We start from the raw sequence: 17,297 nt of genomic DNA, 5'->3' as shown, positions 1-17,297 counted from the left end.
GTATCGGCCAGTGGTATCGGCCTCGCGCGGCCCCGGATCTCGGACGCTCTGTCATCGGCGTCCTGCCAGGCGGCGCACGAGCCGTGTCCCGGACCAGCCCGCTGCGGACAGGCCGCCCACGGCGGCGCTCACGGCCAGCCCGGTCCGCAGCGCCCGGCGCGCGACGGGCGGTACCGGTCTGCCGGGCACGCGCTCCCCGCGGCCGCGGGCGTGCCGCATGACCTGTGCCGTGTGCAGGGCATCGTGCCCGGTTCCGGCGTCGGCGATCTGCGTGGTGCAGGAGAACCCGTCCGCGACGACCAGGGTCGACTCGTCCGCCTCCCGCACGGTGGGCAGCAGCGCCTGCTCACCGCAGTCCATGGAGATGCCGTACTTGCCGTCCTCGAATCCCCATGCGCCGGCGAGCCCGCAGCAGCCCCCCTCGACGCTGCGCACCGAGAGCCCCATCCGCTCCAGCAGCTCGTCGCCGGGTGCCGTGCCCCCGGTCGCGCGCTGGTGGCAGTGGGTCCACAGCAACGCCTGTCCGCGCAGCCGGGGCGGCTCGATGCCGAACGTGCGGAAGAACTCCGGGAAGTGGTAGGAGTTCTTCGCCAGCCGCCGGGCATCGTCGTCGTGCGGCAGCACGCGGAACAACTCGTCCTTGAACACGGCGAGGCAGCTCGGCTCCATGCCGACGATCGGAATGTCCTCGCGCACGTAGTCGCGCAGCTCGTCGATCACCCGGCGCAGGTAGCGTTCCGCCGCGTCGAGGAATCCGTAGTCGTAGAGCGGGCGGCCGCAGCACACGTGCCGCGCGGGCATCACCACGCGCCAGCCCGCGGCCTCGATCTCCTCGACGCACGCGACGCCCACGTCGGTGTGGAAGTGGTTGTTGAACGTGTCCGGGAACAGCACCACCGGGCGGCCGTTCGGGTTGGTGGTCCCGCCGCGCCGGCGGAACCACTCCTGCAGGGTCATCGGCGCGAACCGGGGCAGTGGCCGCCGCTGGTCGATGCCGCCGGCGAACTTCGCGATCCTGGACAGCACGGGCGCGTGCGTCGCCACGTTCGCCAGCCCGGGGATCCGGGCCGCGAGGCGTGCGGCCTGGTCGATGAAGCCGAAGGCGTAGGCGTGCCGTGGCCGCCAGCGCCGCCATGACCGGTAGTGGTGGTGCCGGAACTCCGCCTTGTACGTGGGAACGTCCACTGTGACCGGACAGTCGCTGGTGCAGCCCTTGCAGGCGAGGCAGAGATCCAGCGACTCGGCGACCTCCTTCGACTGCCATCCGTCGGTGACGACGTCGCCCTGCATCATCTCGAACAGCAGCCGCGCGCGACCACGTGTGCTGTGCTTCTCCTCGCGGGTCACCTGGTAGCTGGGGCACATGGTCTGCGTCGCCGTCGGGTTGCGGCACTTGCCGATGCCGACGCAGCGCAGCCCCGCGTGGGCGAAGTCGCCCTTCTCCTCCGGGTAGGACAGCTTCGTCTCCGGCCGCCAGGGGTTGTAGTCCGTACCGAGGCGAAGGTCCTCGTCGAGGCGGTAGGGATCGACGACCTTGCCCGGGCTCATCTTCCACTCCGGGTCCCAGATCGCCTTGAACTCGCGCATGGCCTGGATCAGCTCCGGTCCGTACTGCTTCTCCAGCAGCTCGCCGCGCTGCTGGCCGTCGCCGTGCTCGCCGGACAGGCTGCCACCGAAGGACACCACGAGGTCGGCCGCGTCCTCCAGAAAGGCGCGGTAGTTGCGGATGCCGTCACGGCTACGCAGGTCGAAGTCGATGCGCGAGTGGATGCAGCCCTGCGCCAGATGCCCGTACATCGCACCGTGCAGGCCGTACTCGGTCATCTTCGCGCGCAGAGCGGCCAGGTACTCGCCGACCCGCGCGGGCGGTACCGCGGAGTCCTCCCAGCCCGGCCAGTTGTCCCGGCCGTGCGCGAACGCGGTGCCGCCGAGGCCGCCCTCGCGGATCTGCCAGATGTCCTCGCTGTTGCCACCCTCCTGCACGCTCTTCGCGACGACGATGTCGTCCTCGCGAATACCCTTCTCCCGCCGCAGCCAGTGCACGAACTCGTTCGCCGTGCCGAGGGACTCCTCGCCGGTGTCCGCGCCGAACTGCACGAGCAGCCACGCACCGTGCCGATCACCGGGCAGCTCGGCGATGTCCTCGACTTGCATGTTCTGTTCCTGCTGGCTCTGGACGAGCTCGCCGTCAAGGGCCTCCAGCCCGATCGGCCGCCAGCGCTCGACGATCTCGGCGACCTCCGCACCGGCCCGCACGATGTCGGCATAGCGCACCACCACCAGCGTGCGCTGGTGCATGGCCGGGGTGAGCAGCAGGGTCGAGCGGAGCACGGTCACGCAGGTGCTCTCGGTGCCGACGAGCGCGCGGGCGACGTTGAACCCGCGCTCCGGCAGCAGCTCGTCGAGGTTGTAGCCGGACACGCGGCGCGGTACCTCCGACACCGGGGCGAACCCGCGGCGGATGGCGTCGGCGTAACGGTCGCGCAGGTCGCGCAGCTTCGCGTAGATCTCGCCCTTGCGGCCGCCGGCGGCGATGATCTCGTCGAGCCGGTCCTCCTCGTCGACGCCCACCCAGAACCGCTCGCCGTCGTAGGTGAGGACCTCCAGCGCGTGCACGTTGTCGGAGGTGCGCGGTCCCGGCCCGTACAGCTGGGACTGCACGGAGTGGATACCGCAGGAGTTGTTGCCGATGTTCCCGCCGATCGCGCACCGGGAGTGGGACGACGGATCGGGGCCGAACACCAGTCCCTGCCGGCCGGTGACGATGTTCAGCTGCTCGTTGATCACCCCCGGCTCGCACGTGACCTGCCGCAGCCCGGTGTCGAACGTTCCGATGCCGGTGAGGTACTTGGTGTGGTCGATGACCACCGCGTAGTTCACCGTTTCCCCGGACAGGCTGGTGCCGCCGCCGCGGTTGAGGATCGGGGCGCCGAAGCCGTGGCTGACCCGGTGCGTGGCGACGACGTCGTCGAGGGTCTTCGGCACGACGACGCCGATCGGTACCTGCCGGTAGTTGGAGGCGTCGTTGGCGTACAACGCCAGGGATCCCGTGTCGAACCGCACCTCACCCTCGACCGCGTCGCGCAGCGCGCGCTCCAGCGCGCGGACGTCGACGCGCACCCGTCCCCGGGGCGGTCCCGCGATCGCGGGATCAGTCTTCGCCGGTACGTCACGCACGGCCTGCCGAGCCGTGCCGGCCATGGCGATCTCCTTTCACTCTGCCGCGCGCACGCTCAGCCGGCGCGCGAACCGTGGACGCGGTACGGCTCCAGATCCGCCCATCGCACGTCGAGCCCCAGCCCCGGGTGCTGCGGATCCGGCCGCAGGATGCCCCCGGCGGGACGGAGGGTGCCGTCGAACGCGAGTCCTTCGACCCGGACGTGATCGTGGAAGTACTCCAGATGCCGCAGCCGTTTCACTCCGCAGAAGGCGTGCGCGGAGGCGGCCGGCGCGCAGTGTGCGGACAGATCGACCTGGTGCACCGCCGACAGCCCGGAGACCTCCAGCAGGCCGGTGACGCCGCCGCAGCGGGTCACGTCCGCCTGCAGGCAGTCGACCGCGCCCGCGCCGAGCAGGTCCGCGAAGTCGTGCAGGACGAACCCGTACTCGCCCGCGGCCACGTCGAGCCCGCCGGGACCGCGGTCGCGGACCAGCCGGAGCCCGTCCACGTCGTCCGAGCTGACCGGCTCCTCGAACCAGCACACGTCCCATTCCTCGGCGAAGCGGTGCGCCCAGTACAGCGCCTGCTTGCGCGTCAGCGCACCGTTGGCGTCGGTGAGCATTGCCGGGTCGACGCCGATCGCCTGCCGGACGGCGGTCAGCCGGTGCGGGTCGTCGGAGGGGTTGCGGGACGTCTTCAGTTTGACCTGGCCGATCCCCTGCTCGACCCACCCGCCGAGCTGGTCGACGAGCCGGTCGACGGGGTAGTTGGCGAACCCGCCGCTGCCGTAGACCGGCACCTCGTCGTGGAAGGTGGGCACGGCGCGGTAGAGCGGCAACCCCAGTAGCCGCGCCTTCAGGTCCCACAGGGCGATGTCCACGGCGGAGACCGCCATCGCGCCTGCGCCGGGGCGGCCGACGTTGCGGATGGCCGCGAACATCCGGTGCCACAACGCGGGCGGGGCGAGTGCGTCGCCGCCGCGGACGATCGAGGCGAGTTTCGACTCGACCAACGTCGCGACGGCCACGTCACCATAGGTGTAGCCGGTCCCGGTGAAGCCGCCGCCGTGCACCTGGACGAGCACCATCGTGGTCGAGTCCCACTCCAGCGTGCCGTCGGTCTCCACGCCGCCCGGACCGTCGGTGGGCACCGTGAAGGCGTGGGCCTCGACGGCCTCGACCGGCACCGCCTCGGAGACCGCCACCATCAGCGGTCGCGGCCGGGAAGATTCTCGTAGAACTCGCTGAGCTTGTGGCGGAAGCCGCGCACCCCGATGCCGACCTTCTCCGGGTCGTGCACCATCGCCTTGGCCGACTTCTTGCCCTGCTCCTTCTTGATGTGCGGCGGGAGCGGCGGGATCTCCTGGTCCACCTTGAACTCCAGCACGACCGGGCGGTCGCTGGCGAGCGCCTGCTGCCACGAGTCCTCGATCTTGCCGATCTCCTCGCAGTAGATGCCCTTCATGCCAAGCAGTTCGGCGTACTGGGCGTAGGGCACGTCCGGGATGTACTGCGAGCCCATGAACTTCGGGTCGCCACCCATCGCGCGCTGCTCCCAGGTCACCTGGTTGAGGTCCTGGTTGTTGAACACGCAGAAGATCAGCGGCGGGGAACCACCGAGCTGCTCGGCGTAGCGCTGGACGGTGATCATTTCGTTCATGCCGTTCATCTGGAACGCACCGTCGCCGACGAAGGCGATCACCGGGTGGTCCGGGTAGTCGAACTTGGCCGCGATGGCGTACGGCACCCCTGGCCCCATCGTGGCCAGTGTGCCCGAAAGCGACGCTCGCATTCCGTTGCGCAGCTTGAGGTGCCGCGCCCACCAGTTCGTGGCCGAGCCGGAGTCGGCGGTGAGGATGCAGTCGTCCGGCAGCAGCGGCGACAGCACCTGCGCAACCGCCTGCGGGTTGATCTGGCCCTGGAAGTGCTGGCCCGCCCGGTCCTCCATGGTGCGGTTCCACGTGCGGATGTTTTCCTCGATCCGCTCGCGCCAGCTGCGATCCTCCTTGCGCTTCAGCAGCGGGATGAGCTCCTTGAGCGTCTCCTTGGCGTCACCGACGAGATGGGCGTCCATCGGGTAGCGGACCCCGATCATGCTCCCGTCGATGTCGATCTCGACCCCACGGGCGCTGCCCTCCTCGGGCAGCCACTCGGCGTAGGGGAAGCTGCTGCCGATCATGAACAGGGTGTCGCAGTTCATCACCATGTCGTCGCTGGGTTGCGAGCCGAGCAGGCCGATGGGGCCGGTCACGAACGGCAGGTCGTCGTCAAGCACCTCGCGGCCCAGCAGCGCCTTGGCGACGCCGGCGCCGAGCAGTTCGGCGGCCTCGACCACCTCGCTCTCGGCATGCTTGGCGCCCTGGCCGATGAGCATCGCGACCTTGCTGCCCTCGTTGAGCACCTCCGCGGCCTTGCCGAGCTCCTCGCGGTTCGGGAGGACACGCGGCTGGCTCCAGCCGACGCTCGAGTAGACGGCACCGTGCGTCCGGGGCGGTGCGGGCTGGGCCTCCTCCTCCTGGAGGTCCACCGGCACCACGATCGTCGCGACGCTGCGCGTGGTCAGCGCGGTCTTGAACGCCCGGTCGATCACGTGGCGGACCTGGCCGGGGTGCATGCACGACTGGATGAACTCGGACACGTCGGCGAAGAGGCTCTCGAGGTGCACCTCCTGCTGGTAGTGCGCGCCCTGCGAGATCCGCTTCTGCTGCCCGACGACGGCCACCACGGGCTGGTGGTCGAGCTTCGCGTCGTACAGGCCGTTCAGCAGGTGGATGGCGCCGGGCCCCGAGGTGGACACGCAGCAGCCCACCTCGCCGGTGAACTTGGCATGGCCGCAGGCCATGAAGGCCGCCATCTCCTCGTGCCGGGTCTGGACGAACTGCGGGTCACCCTCGGCACGGTCGAACGCCCCGAGCAACCCGTTGATGCCGTCGCCGGGATACCCGTAGACGCGGTGGACGCCCCATTCCCGGAGACGGCCGACGATGTAATCGGCCACCTGCTGCATTACTACTCCCATGACTCGCTGCGATATGCCATGGAAGGGCTTCCCGGAGCCCAGGCTGCCAAACCCGCGTGTCCGCGCTTCGCGCACGCGTGTCCGCCGTCTACGCACGCGTGTCCACGGTCCCGGACCGCGCGCACGCCGGCGTCGTCAGCCGAGGAACACCACGGCGACCACCGCCGCCGCGGCCAGACCGCACATGACGGGGAGGAAGCACCGCCGCGCGAGGTCGAGCACCGGCACCCTGGCGAATCCGGCGACGGCGATCAGCGACGACCACGCCACCAGCGTGCCGCCGCCTGACCAGATGTTGCCCATCTGCCCGAGCGCGGCCAGCGTGTCCGCGCTCATGCCCGCGCTCTCACCGAGCCCGCCGGCGAGCGTGCCGGTGAGCGGGAGCCCGGAGAAGCCCGATCCGTCGAGGCCGGCGACCAGGCCGACCAGGAGGATGCCGAAGGCGGCGATGAACGGGCTGTCCGGAATGTGCTGCTGCGCGGCGGCGACGAGGTCGAAGAGGATGCCGTCTCCGGCGTTCTCGGTGCCGAGGATCTCCGAGGCGAACTCCCCGTTGCCGATGAAGAAGAACCCCGCGATCGGCAGTACCACGCCCATCGCCTTGAACGCGAACACGAGGCCGTTCACCACATGGGTGGCCGAGGACTCCAGGAAGCCCCGGCCCTCGCCGACCAGCGACGCGAACAGCACGATGATCGCCGCGACGCCGCCGACCAGCCCTGCCGCCTCGCCCGCCTCAAGGTCCGGGATCCCGCCCGAGGCCTTGGCCGCGACCATGTACCCGATCAGCGACAGATAGGCCAGCGGGACCAGGAACGCGAAGAACGTGGACGCCGCCGGGTGGGTCGCCGGTGGGGTCTGGGGCGGATCTTCCGCGGGGCAGGGGGGCCCGTCCGGTTCGCCGGGCTCACCGGTGATCACGGTGCCACCGCCGGCGGCCGCCGGTGCCGGGGCGGCGGTGCGCGCACCGGCGGGGGTCTCGACCAGCTCCCGCTCCCGCGGCGGCGTGGCCCCCGGGTCCAGGCTCTTGCCGCGGCCCTCCCACTCGGCGAGGAGCTGTGCCGACGGTGCCCGCATCTTGCGGAACTCGGTCGCGTACCCGACGAGCAGCGCCACGACGCCCACCACGATCGAGAGCACCATCGCCCGGTCGGCCACCGAGTTCGGGTCGAGCCCGCCCGCCTGTGCGGACAGCCCGGGGGCGACGCGCATCACGTAGTCCGAGGACAGCGCCATGCCCTGGCCGGCGCAAGCGACCACCATGCCGACCGCCATGGGCCGCAGGCCGGCCCTGATCGCGACCGGGATCAGCACGGCGCCGATCAACGGAACTGCCGGTGTCGGCCAGAAGAACAGGGACATGAAGTAGGTGACGACCACCAGGCCCCAGAAGGCCAGGTGGCCGTTGCGCATGACCCGGCGGAACGGCGCGACCATCTTCCGGTCGGCGCCGAGCACCTGAAGCGAATGCAGCATCGCGGTGACCAGCGCGATGATCAGGAAGATGTTGAACAGGTTGGTGGCGGCGACCAGGCTGGCGTTGAACACCGACGTGATCCCGGTGACGAGGCTGCCGGAGAACACCAGCGCGGTCAGGAAGGTCGCGACCACAGCGGGGACGACGATGTTCTTGCGGGCGATCATCGTACCGAGAATGACGACGACCCCTGACAGATACACCCAGTGTGCTGCTGTCAATTGCATCGGGTTTCCCTTCGGCGGCGGTCATGGCGTTAACCGAAGAGGTTCCGCGCCGGACCGGTATACCGTCTACCAGCCATGTGCACAGCACAAGCCGCCAAGTTTGTGCACGTTGCCCTAGCTTCACCGGTTGTCACCGGAGCAGTCTGAAATGGAACAGATCGCAATGACGGCGTAACACCGGCGCGACAACGGCCGGCTTCCTGTTCGGACGATTCCGGAGGTCCGCTGCCCGTGGCGAAGACGACCGCGCGGCCCGCGGTGCACCGGACGAGCGCGACGGCCGGACCCGGCAGGCGGGTACTGCTCACGCTGCTCGCGGTGACGCTGCTCGGCACGGTGAGCAACAACGTGATCAACGTGCCGTTGCGCGACATCAGCCGGGAGCTCGGTGTGCCGCTGTCCGCCGGTGTGCTTGCGGTGGCCTCGTTCGTGCTCGTGCTCGCGGCGACGATGCCGCTGATGGGCTGGGTCGGCGACCGCTTCGGGCGCAGGCGGACGCTGATCGTCGCGCAGGTGCTGTTGCTGGCCGGGATGGTCGGCGCGGCGCTCGCGCCGTCGCTGCCGGTGCTCGCGGCGTCCAGGGCACTGCAGGGCCTGGCATGCGCGGCCGCGCCGCCGTGCGTGATGGGCATGCTCGCCAGCGTCTACGGGCCCGCGCGGCGCAACCGCACGATGGGCGCGTGGGCCGCGGCCAACGGCATCGGTCAGGCGCTCGGTCCGCCACTGGGCGGGCTGGTGGCGGGACCGTGGGGATGGCGGGCGATCTTCTGGCTGCTCGTGCCGGTCAGCGCGCTGCTCGTGGTGGCGCTGGTGTGGCTGGTGCCCGCCGAGCGTGCCCGGCCGAGACGACTGCACTGGCCGGGCACGGTGGCGTTCACGACCGGCATCGCGCTGTTGATGGCGGCCGCCGCGCTCGCGCCGGGCGGCGTCCTGCCGTGGTGGTGGCTCGGGGCGCTCGGCCTGGTCGGCGTCGGCGGCCTCATCGTGTTCGTCCTGGTTTCGCGCCGGGCCGCGGAGCCGTTCGTCCCGCCCGCGCTGCTGGTCGAGCCGCGGTTCCTGCGCAGCGGCGTGGCGGCGTGCGCGCAGATGTTCTGCCTCGGCGCCACCCTCGTCGCGATGCCGCTCTACGTCACGGGGGCGCTGGGGCTGCCGACCGCGCTCGCCGGCGTGCTGGTGTTCGCGCTGCCCGCGACGATGGCGGTGCTCGCGACGGTGGTCGGCAGGCTCAGCGAGCGCACCCGGCCGCGGTGGGTGCTGCGCGGCGGGCTGGGCACGCTGGTCGCCGCGGAACTGGGGCTCGGCGTATACGTGACCGCGCAGGGCGGCGACCTGGTCGTGCTGTGCATCCTGCTGGTGGCGATCGGCGCCGGTGTGGCGCTCGTGCAGACTCCCGCCGCCGCCGGTGCGACCCGCTCGGCCGCGGGACAGGCGGGCGCGGCGCTCGGCCTGTTCAACACGCTTCGCTTCGGCGGCGCGACACTGGGCACCGTCTGGGTGGGCCTGAGCTACACGCACGCCCCGCCGCTGGTGCTCTTCGGCGGCGCCGCCGCCTTCGCACTGGCCGGTCTGCTCGTCAGCTTCGCCGGCCGGGACCCGGCACCGGTCTGAGCGTTCGCGGTCAGCTCGGCCGCAGCTCCCGGTCCACGGAGCCCGTTGTCCTGGCGAGCAGATCCAGCTTGCAGGCAAGCCACAGGGAAAACTGGTGCTCGGCCTCGCGCAGGTCCACGTGCAGTGCCCGGGAGGCGCGTTCGAGCTTGTAGAGCATGGTGTTGCGGTGCACGTGCAGCCTGCGGGCCGCGGCGTTGACGTTGCCGCCGCACTCGATGTAGGCCACGACCGCGCGCTCCAGGTCCGGCCCGCCGGCGCCGCCCGTGCGCAGCGGCGCCAGCAGCTCCTCGGCGAACGTCCGCCCCGCGGTGCTCGCCGCCAGGTCCGCGAGCGTGGCGAACACGCGCAGGTCGTGGAAGCCGCAGACGTCGCCGAGCCCCAGCTGCTGGCGCAGGCCGAGCGCGATCCGCGCCTCGCGGTAGCTGTCGGTGATGCGCACGGCACCGGTGACCGGCCGTCCGTAGGCGACCTGCACGCCGCTGCGCACGCGCTGCGCGAGGTCGCGTTCCAGCGCGGCGGCGTGGTCGGCGACGATCCGGTTCGCCGCATCGGCCGTGGCCCGCCGTGGTGGGTCGAACTGGTAGATGACCGCGAGCACGTCGCCCACCGCGGCCGCCAGGGTCTGCGTGCCCTGCGGTGCGAGCCTGCCGACCTCCCTGGCCACGTTCGGCACCGTGCTCGCCGGATCGGCGCCACCGGCCCGGAATCCGCCCGCGACGAGCACTCCGTAGGTGGAACCGGTGGGGAAGTCGTAGTGCTCGGCCCTGGCCGCCAGATCGCTCTCGGTGGCGAACCGCCCGTGCAGCAGGGCATGCACGAAGTCGCCCCTGGCCCGCTCCTCGGCCTCCGAGATGCTGCGGACCCGCAGCATCTCGGTTCCCACGATGGTCACCGCCTGCTCGACGACGACCCGGTGCTGCGCGAGGTCGTGCGGATGCGGGCGAAGCGCGGGTTCGATGAGCAGCACCCAGCCGTCGTGCCGGCCGCCGAGCACGATCGGGCCCACGACACAGGTCAGCGCCCGGTCGCCGAAGTTCACCTCGCCGACGGCGGGGCCTCGCCCGCCGTCCAGCGACGTGGCGAACAGGCCGGGCGGGTCCTCCGTGAGCTGCTGGGCGAGCGCGTCGGGGTCGAGGTCACCGGCCGGCGGCTGCACGAAGGCGAGCACCCGGGCCTGACTGTCCAGAATGGCCACCGAACAGTGGGAAAGGCGGGACATCTGGTGACAGAGCGCGGAGATGCCGGCGCCCCGGTAGAGCAGCTCGGCGAGTGCGCGGTGCACCGTGACGCCGTAACGGAGCACGTGCGCCTCGTGGGCCAGTGTCAGCTCCGCCACCAGGCGGCCGACCTCGGGGAAGCCGGTGTGCTCGCCGACGGGCACCACGGGCACCGTCCCGGTCGCCGCGGAAGGCCACCGGCGGCTCCCGGCGCCGGACACGAGCAGCGCCGCAGGCCCGCGCCGGCACAGCCGTGCCAGCTCACCTTCGTCGAGCTGCGGCTCGCGGGCGAAGACGAGCACGCCGTCGAGCTCCGCCGCACTGGTGACCGCCTGCTCCCAGGGCAGGCACCAGGTCACCACGCGGTCGTCGCCCGCGTCCGGTTCGATCACCCCGGCGTCACGGAACAGCCGCTCCTGCAACAACCGGGACAGGGTGAGCTCGCTGGGTGACCGTTCTTCCACGCTGCCCCCTTATGGACAGACTGCACAGGTTTTCCCTGTCGCGTTACGGCAGCTTGACCATTGTTGGCGGTTCGGCGCAAGGGGCAGATTGGTCACCATCGCACTACAGCCGAGGAGGACTACCGTGCACACGGTCAACCGGATCACGCTGGACGACGCCTTGCCGATGCTGGCCGCGGCCCGTGCCAAGGCGGAGGAGATCGGGGTCAGGCAGACGATCTGCGTCTGCGACGACGGCGGTCACGTCATCGCGCTGCACCGGCTGCCGGGCGCGCGGCTGACCGGCGTGGAGATCGCGATGGCGAAGGCGTTCACCGCGGCCGGGCACGAGCGGGCGACCCACAGGTTCAACGAGCCGCCGGACGGCCCCGCACTCCCGGGCAACGAGGCTTTCGGCATCAGCCACATGCTGCCCGGCAAGTTCGCGATCTTCGTCGGTGGCTTCCCGATCGAGTACGACGGGCAGATCGTCGGTGCGGTGGGGGTCAGCGGTGGCAACGGTGAGCAGGACAAGGCGGTCGGGGCGGCGGCGCTGGGCGCGTTCGCCGACCTGATGGCCGGGGTGCGCGCCGGGTGAGCGCCGCGGCGGAGGTGGAGCGCGGAACTCTCGGGTTGGGGCGGGGGACTCGCGGGGAGGTCAGGTGGTCAGGGCGGCGGTGAGGTCCACCTCGACCGGGGCGCCGGAGGGCAGGGTTCGCACGCCCACCGCCGTGCGGGCCGCCGCACCCCGCTCGCCGAGCCACGCCCGCAGGGTCTCCGATGCGCCGTCGGCCACGGCGGTGTGCCCGGTGAAGTCGTCGGAACACGCGAGGTAGACGGTCAACCGCAGGCATCGGGCGATCCGGTCGAGCCCGCCCGCGGCCTCCGCGACCGCGAGCAGCGCGTTCGCGGCCGCCAGCGCCGCCGCCCGCCGCGCGGTCGCGGCCCCGACCTCGGCGCCGACCCGGCCGCGCACCCGCAGCGTCCCGCCGGCCCGCGGCGTCATGCCCGCGCTGAACGCCAGCCCGCCGTGCACCACGGCCGGCACGTAGTCGCCCTGGGGCCGCGGGCCCGCCGGCGACGTATCTCCGGCGGGCACGGCACGGTTGTCAGCCGCTCGCTCAGGCACCGAGCACCACCCCGTCCTGCCGTGGATCGGCGCCGCCGGAGAGGCAGCCGCGCTCGTGGTCGGCCGCGATGACCAGCGCCGAGCCGCCTGCGTCCCATCCGCCCAGCCGCCGCACGTCGTGCCCGCGGGCCCGCAGGCCGTGCAGCACCTCGTCGCCGAGCCGGTCCTCGCAGCGCAGCTCCGGTGCGGCGCCGAGCGTGTCGGCGTCACTGCCGGGGTGGACGGTGAACCGCGGCGCGGACACGGCCTGCTGCGGATCGAGGTCGTGGTCGGCGAGGTGGGAGAGAAGCTGCGTGTTCCACTGCACCTGCCCGTCGCCGCCCGGTGTGTTCCCGGTGAACCGGAGCCGCCCCACCCCGTCGGTGACGATCCACGCGTTGAGGGTGTGCAGCGGGCGCCTGCGGGGCCGGGCCTCGTTCGGATGGCCGTCGAGCAGGTAGGCGCCGCGGCCGAACCGGTTGTTCAGCACAATCCCGGTGCCGGGCACCGTGACCCCGGATCCGAAGGTGAAGGCGAGCGAGTGGATGAAGCTCACCGCGCGGCCGTCGGCGTCGACCGCGACCGTCGACGTCGTGTCGCCGCCGGCGCGCACACCCGCCGCTGCGGCGAGCGCACCGGCGGCGATCTCCGCCCGTGCGGCGGCGACGGCACCCGGCTCCAGCAGGGCCCGCCACGCCGTGGAATCCGCGCCACAGTGCGCGAAGCGGTCATGGAATGCGCGCCGGGCCGCGGCCGCCATCCAGTGCACCGCCTCGGCGCCCAGCGGTGCCAGATCGCTGAGCGAGCCGGCGCAGATCGCCGCCTGCTGCAGCATCATCCAGCCCGGTGCGGGCGGTGGTGTCTGGTGAACCGTGAGCCCCTGGTACTCGGCCGTGATCGCGGCAGCGGCCGGCGCCGCCGCGCTCGCCTCCCACTCGCCGCCCGCGAACGGCGCGCCGGCCGCGGTCAGCGCCGCGACCGCCCGCTGTGCCAGCGCACCCGAGTACAGCGCGGCCGGGTCCTCGGCGAGAGCACGGAGGGTGCCGGCGAACTCGCCGAAGACGAGCCGCGAGCCGACGGCAGGTGGCGCACCGCCCGGCAGGAACATCGCGGCGGCGCCCGGGTCGGCGCGCAGCAGCGCCTCGTGCGCCACGATGTCGTCCCGGGTCTTGCCCGTGCACGGCACTCCGTTGACGGCCGCATCGATCGCAGGCCGCCACAGCCGCGTCAGCGGGCGGGTCGCGGCGCGGGCGTGCAGCGTCGCCAGCGCGCCGACCGCGCCCGGTGCGGCCACCGACAGCGGTCCGCGCACCGGAACCGCGCCGAATCCCCGCTCGCGGTAGAACCGGGAGTCTCCGCCGTCCGGGCCGAAACCGCTGCCGCAGACCGTCCACACCGAACCGTCCGGTTCCCGGACGATCGCGAACGCGTCCCCGCCGACCCCGCACTGGCCCGGTAGCGTGAGCCAGCAGTGCGCGGCCATCGCCAGGGTGGCGTCCACGGCGTTGCCTCCGCCCGCCAGGACCTCGTGCCCGGCGGCGCTCACCGCCGGGTGGGCGGCCGCCGCGAGGTGTCTGCTGCCGAGCACGGCGGCGCGAGCGGGTTCCGGCCAGGTATGCCGCCGCATCGCCGGCTACCCCACGGCTCCGCGGCGGCGCGGGCCGCCGTCGGCGAGGTCCTGTTCGGTCACCCCGACGAAGATCTCGCCGTCCTCCTCCTTGACCGGGTAGGTGCGGATCGGCTCGGTGGCCGGCGGGCACACTGGTTCCCCGCTCTCCAGGTCGAAGACGCTGCCGTGGCACGAGCAGCCGATGCCCTCGTCGACCAGCTTGCCCGAGGAGAGCAGGCAGTCCAGGTGTGTGCAGTAGTTCGACGTCGCGTATGCCGTTCCGCGCAACCGCGCGACCGCGACCTCCAGTTCCCCGGCGTAGAACCGGCGGACGTAGCCGTCCGGAACCTGGCCGGAGCGGGCCACCCTGACGAACTCCATGCTGTTCTCCTTCAGCGCCTGTTCACCGTGCCTCGGGGGTGAGGTAGACCGTCTTGTCGATGGTGTAGAAGTGGGTCATCTGCTCGCCGGCCTGTTCCTTCGACGTCTGCGTGCTCGAGTCCTTCACGCCGCCGAACGGGGCGTTCATCGCCATCCCCGTGGTGGGTTGGTTCACCTTCACCAGACCGGACTCGACCCGCTCCGCGAACGCGAGCGCGCGGGCCAGGTCCGGGGTCACGATGCCGGCGGAGAGGCCGTACGAGGTGCCGTCGGCGACGCGCACCGCCTCGTCGAACGAGCCGACGCGAAGGAAGCCGAGTACGGGCCCGAAGACCTCCTCCTGGGCGAGCCGCGAACCCGGTGTGACACCGGAGAACACCGCGGGCCGGACGAAGTGGCCGTGCCGGACGTCCGTGCCCTCGGGTGGTTCGCCACCGGTGTGCAGGCGCGCGCCCTCGGCGATCCCGATCCGCACGTACTCGCGCACCTTGTCGTACTGTTCCCGCGTGGCCAGCGGCCCCATCTGGACGCCCTCGGAGAGCCCGTTGCCGACGCGCAGCCGCTCGGCGCGCCGCACCACCCGGTCGAGCAGCTCGTCGTGCACGGCGTCGTGGGCGATCACCCGGCTGGTGCCGGTGCAGGCCTGGCCGGAGAGCCCGAACGCGCCCCGCACCACGATGTCGGCCGCCCGGTCGAGGTCGGCGTCCTCCAGCACCACCACCGGGTTCTTACCGCCCATCTCCAGCTGGGTACGCCGGCTCGGGCCCACCGTGGCATGGATGCGCCCGCCGACCGTGGTGGAACCGGTGAAGGTCACCGCGCCGACCCGGTCGTCGGCCGCCAGGGCGGCGCCGACCTCACCGCCGCCGTGCACGAGCGCGATCGCACCGGCCGGTAGCCCGGCCTCCAGCAGCGCCTCGACGAGCCGCCGGGCGAGTACCGGCGTCACCTCGCTCGGTTTGAACACCACGCCGTTGCCGGCGGCCAGCGCCGGGCCGAGCTTGCGGGACGGGATGTTGAGCGGGAAGTTCCACGGGGTGATCGCGGCCACGACACCGACCGGCTGCCGTGCGGAGTAGACGAGCCCGCCGGCGGCGGGGTAGGTCCGGCCGGTCAGCCGCAGCGCCTCGCCCGCGTAGAAGCGCAGGTTGGCGGGGGTGCGGCGCACCTCGCCGAGCGCTTCGGCCAGTGTCTTGCCTTCCTCGGCGACGAGTTCCGTCGCCAGCTTCTCCGGGTCCCGTTCCAGGACCGTCGCGGCGGTGTCCAGCACCTCGGCCCGCCGTTCCGGGCTGGTCCGCGCCCACTCGTGGTAGCCGGCCGCGACGGCGCCGACCGCCGAGCGGGCGTCCTCGGCGGCCGAGTCGGGCGCGGAGGCCACGACCTCTCTGGTGTCGGCGGGGTTGCGCCGTTCGGTCCAGCGGTCGTTCGCGGCGCCGGTCCATTCGCCGCCGATCAGGTTCGCCGTCATCGGGCCCCGTCCATCGTCAGTTCGAGCAGGTCCGTGTCCTCGTCGCGCAGCGCGGCCGGATTCACCGCGCGGCCGCAGGCGATGAGCTCCTTGGCGCCCATGACGTCACCGCCCCGGTCGGCGGCGAAAGCCGCCCGCACCACGCCGCCCACCAGGTAGAAGGCGCAGAAGTCCAGTTCGGCCACCGAGCCGCGGATCACCAGCTCGTCCCACTCGCGGGCGTGGCCGGTGTACTGCAGGTTCACGCCGTACTGGTCCGACCAGAACCAGGGCGGGTCGACGGCGGCCGCGTGCCTGCCGAGCATCGCGTTCGCCGCCGCCGTGGCGAGCCGGCTGGCGCTGTCGAAGTGCTCGCCGCGAATGTGCTCGCCGAAGAGCGGGTGGTACCGGCTGGCGGCATCTCCGGCGGCGAACACCGACGGCACGCTGGTGCGGCCGCATTCGTCCACCACGATGCCGCCGTTCACCTCGATCCCGGACGCGGTCGCGACGTCCACGTTGAGTTCGACGCCGGTCCCGACCACCACGGCGTCGGCGTCGATCCACCGGTGGCCTGACGTCAGCACGCCGATCCCCGTGCTGCTTTCCGTGACCGACTCCACGGTCTCGCGTGGCCGCAGTTCCACGCCGTTCGCCCGGTGCAGGCTCGCGCAAACCTCGCCCATCTCGGCACCGAGCACATGACGCAGCGGTGTCTCCAGCGCGTCGAGGAGGACCACCTCCGCACCTTTGGCCCGTGCGGTCGAGGCGACTTCCGAGCCGATGAACCCGGCGCCGATCACGACGATCCGCGCACCCGGCCGCAGGTACTCCCGCAGCCGGTCGGCGTCGTGCTTCGTGCGCAGAGTGTGGACCCGCTCACCGGTGATGCCCGGCAGGGTCCGGGCCCGCGCCCCGGTGGCGATCAGCGCGGCGTCGGCGCGTACCGACCCGCCGCTCGCGAGCAGGACCCGCCCGGCCGCCGGGTCGATGCCGCTCACCCGCTCGCCCAGCCTCAGCCGCACGTCCTTCTCGGCGCACCAGGGCTCGGTGAGCAGGAAAAGGCCCTCGGGATCCCCGGACTCCAGGTACTCCTTGGACAGTGGAGGCCGCTGGTAGGGCGGGTCCGGTTCGGCGCCGATGATCTCGATGCGGCCGTCGAAGCCGTGCCTGCGGAGGGTTCGCGCGGCCACGGCGGCCGACTGGCCTGCGCCGATCAGGACGATGTCGGAGAGCATGCTCGGTCCCCTCCCCGTACGTCCGGCGCGGAGCCGGGGGCCCGGCGGGGCCGCAGCGGGTTGACATAGACCCGGCCGTCCTCGACGCGCACGTCGTAGGTCGGCTGGCACAGCGGCTGATCGTCCGCCGCGCCGGTCGCCGGATCGAACCGCCATTGGTGGCCAGGGCAGACGATGCGGCCCTGCAGCACGGTTCCCTTGCTCAGCGACCGTTGCTTGTGGACACAGACGTCGTGCAGTGCGTATACGTCACCGTCGATGTAGAACAGCGCGATGCTCCGGCCACCGGCCTCGACTCGTTTCTTCTTGCGCCGCGCGAGCTCACTCACGTCGGCGAGGTAAACCCACTCCTGCATCGTGGCGG

Annotated in this window: 13 protein-coding genes; 2 read left to right on the top strand and 11 right to left on the bottom strand. The window is 72.1% G+C overall.

Annotated elements, in window-relative coordinates; translation table 11 throughout:
* Positions 1-51: 51 nt before the first annotated feature.
* From JAP66_RS14930 to JAP66_RS14915, 4 genes are all read right to left on the bottom strand, one after another.
* Entirely contained in the window at positions 52-3,201 is a 3,150-nt protein-coding gene (locus JAP66_RS14930; RefSeq protein ID WP_199432317.1) for an FAD-binding and (Fe-S)-binding domain-containing protein, read from the bottom strand.
* A 32-nt stretch (positions 3,202-3,233) separates the two neighbouring features.
* On the bottom strand, positions 3,234-4,367 hold the full coding sequence (locus tag JAP66_RS14925) for an enolase C-terminal domain-like protein (protein WP_199432316.1): 1,134 nt from the start codon (positions 4,365-4,367) through the stop codon (positions 3,234-3,236).
* A complete protein-coding gene (locus JAP66_RS14920; RefSeq protein ID WP_199432315.1) occupies positions 4,367-6,166 on the bottom strand; it encodes a thiamine pyrophosphate-requiring protein in 1,800 nt (599 codons plus the stop codon). Before JAP66_RS14920 ends, JAP66_RS14925 begins: the two co-directional genes overlap by 1 nt.
* 147 nt (positions 6,167-6,313) lie before the next feature.
* Positions 6,314-7,822 (bottom strand): hypothetical protein, encoded by a 1,509-nt coding sequence (locus tag JAP66_RS14915; RefSeq protein ID WP_235999002.1) that lies wholly within the window; start codon positions 7,820-7,822, stop codon positions 6,314-6,316.
* A 291-nt stretch (positions 7,823-8,113) separates the two neighbouring features.
* On the opposite strand from JAP66_RS14915, the gene JAP66_RS14910 reads away from it, so the two are divergent.
* Positions 8,114-9,490, top strand: a complete 1,377-nt coding sequence (locus JAP66_RS14910) for an MFS transporter (protein ID WP_199432313.1) — start codon at positions 8,114-8,116, stop codon at positions 9,488-9,490.
* 10 nt (positions 9,491-9,500) lie between these two features.
* Here the strand turns inward: JAP66_RS14910 and JAP66_RS32935 are convergent, their stop codons facing one another.
* Positions 9,501-11,171, bottom strand: coding sequence for a PucR family transcriptional regulator (locus JAP66_RS32935; RefSeq protein ID WP_199432312.1), 1,671 nt, complete (start codon positions 11,169-11,171; stop codon positions 9,501-9,503).
* A gap of 124 nt (positions 11,172-11,295) precedes the next feature.
* Between JAP66_RS32935 and JAP66_RS14900 the strand changes: the two genes are divergently transcribed.
* Positions 11,296-11,748: a GlcG/HbpS family heme-binding protein gene (locus JAP66_RS14900; protein WP_199432311.1), complete on the top strand. Its 453-nt coding sequence runs from the start codon at positions 11,296-11,298 to the stop codon at positions 11,746-11,748.
* 60 nt (positions 11,749-11,808) lie between these two features.
* Here the strand turns inward: JAP66_RS14900 and JAP66_RS14895 are convergent, their stop codons facing one another.
* From JAP66_RS14895 to JAP66_RS14870, 6 genes are read right to left on the bottom strand one after another with little or no spacing between them, the layout of a single operon-like run.
* On the bottom strand, positions 11,809-12,279 hold the full coding sequence (locus tag JAP66_RS14895; RefSeq protein WP_199432310.1) for a RidA family protein: 471 nt from the start codon (positions 12,277-12,279) through the stop codon (positions 11,809-11,811).
* Positions 12,272-13,885: a gamma-glutamyltransferase family protein gene (locus JAP66_RS14890; RefSeq protein WP_199432309.1), complete on the bottom strand. Its 1,614-nt coding sequence runs from the start codon at positions 13,883-13,885 to the stop codon at positions 12,272-12,274. The genes JAP66_RS14895 and JAP66_RS14890 overlap by 8 nt, the downstream gene beginning before the upstream one ends.
* 6 nt (positions 13,886-13,891) lie before the next feature.
* Positions 13,892-14,248, bottom strand: a complete 357-nt coding sequence (locus JAP66_RS14885) for a Rieske (2Fe-2S) protein (RefSeq protein WP_199432308.1) — start codon at positions 14,246-14,248, stop codon at positions 13,892-13,894.
* 22 nt (positions 14,249-14,270) lie between these two features.
* Complete coding sequence (locus JAP66_RS14880) at positions 14,271-15,716, bottom strand: aldehyde dehydrogenase family protein (protein ID WP_199432307.1); 1,446 nt, start codon at positions 15,714-15,716, stop codon at positions 14,271-14,273.
* Entirely contained in the window at positions 15,713-16,933 is a 1,221-nt protein-coding gene (locus JAP66_RS14875) for an NAD(P)/FAD-dependent oxidoreductase (RefSeq protein WP_199432306.1), read from the bottom strand. Before JAP66_RS14875 ends, JAP66_RS14880 begins: the two co-directional genes overlap by 4 nt.
* Complete coding sequence (locus JAP66_RS14870) at positions 16,912-17,289, bottom strand: Rieske (2Fe-2S) protein (protein WP_199432305.1); 378 nt, start codon at positions 17,287-17,289, stop codon at positions 16,912-16,914. Before JAP66_RS14870 ends, JAP66_RS14875 begins: the two co-directional genes overlap by 22 nt.
* Positions 17,290-17,297: the final 8 nt, after the last annotated feature.

Origin of the sequence: Qaidamihabitans albus, from assembly GCF_016464705.1 — a bacterium.
GTDB lineage: Bacteria > Actinomycetota > Actinomycetes > Mycobacteriales > Pseudonocardiaceae > Qaidamihabitans > Qaidamihabitans albus.
This window is presented reverse-complemented; position numbering and strand designations above follow the sequence as displayed.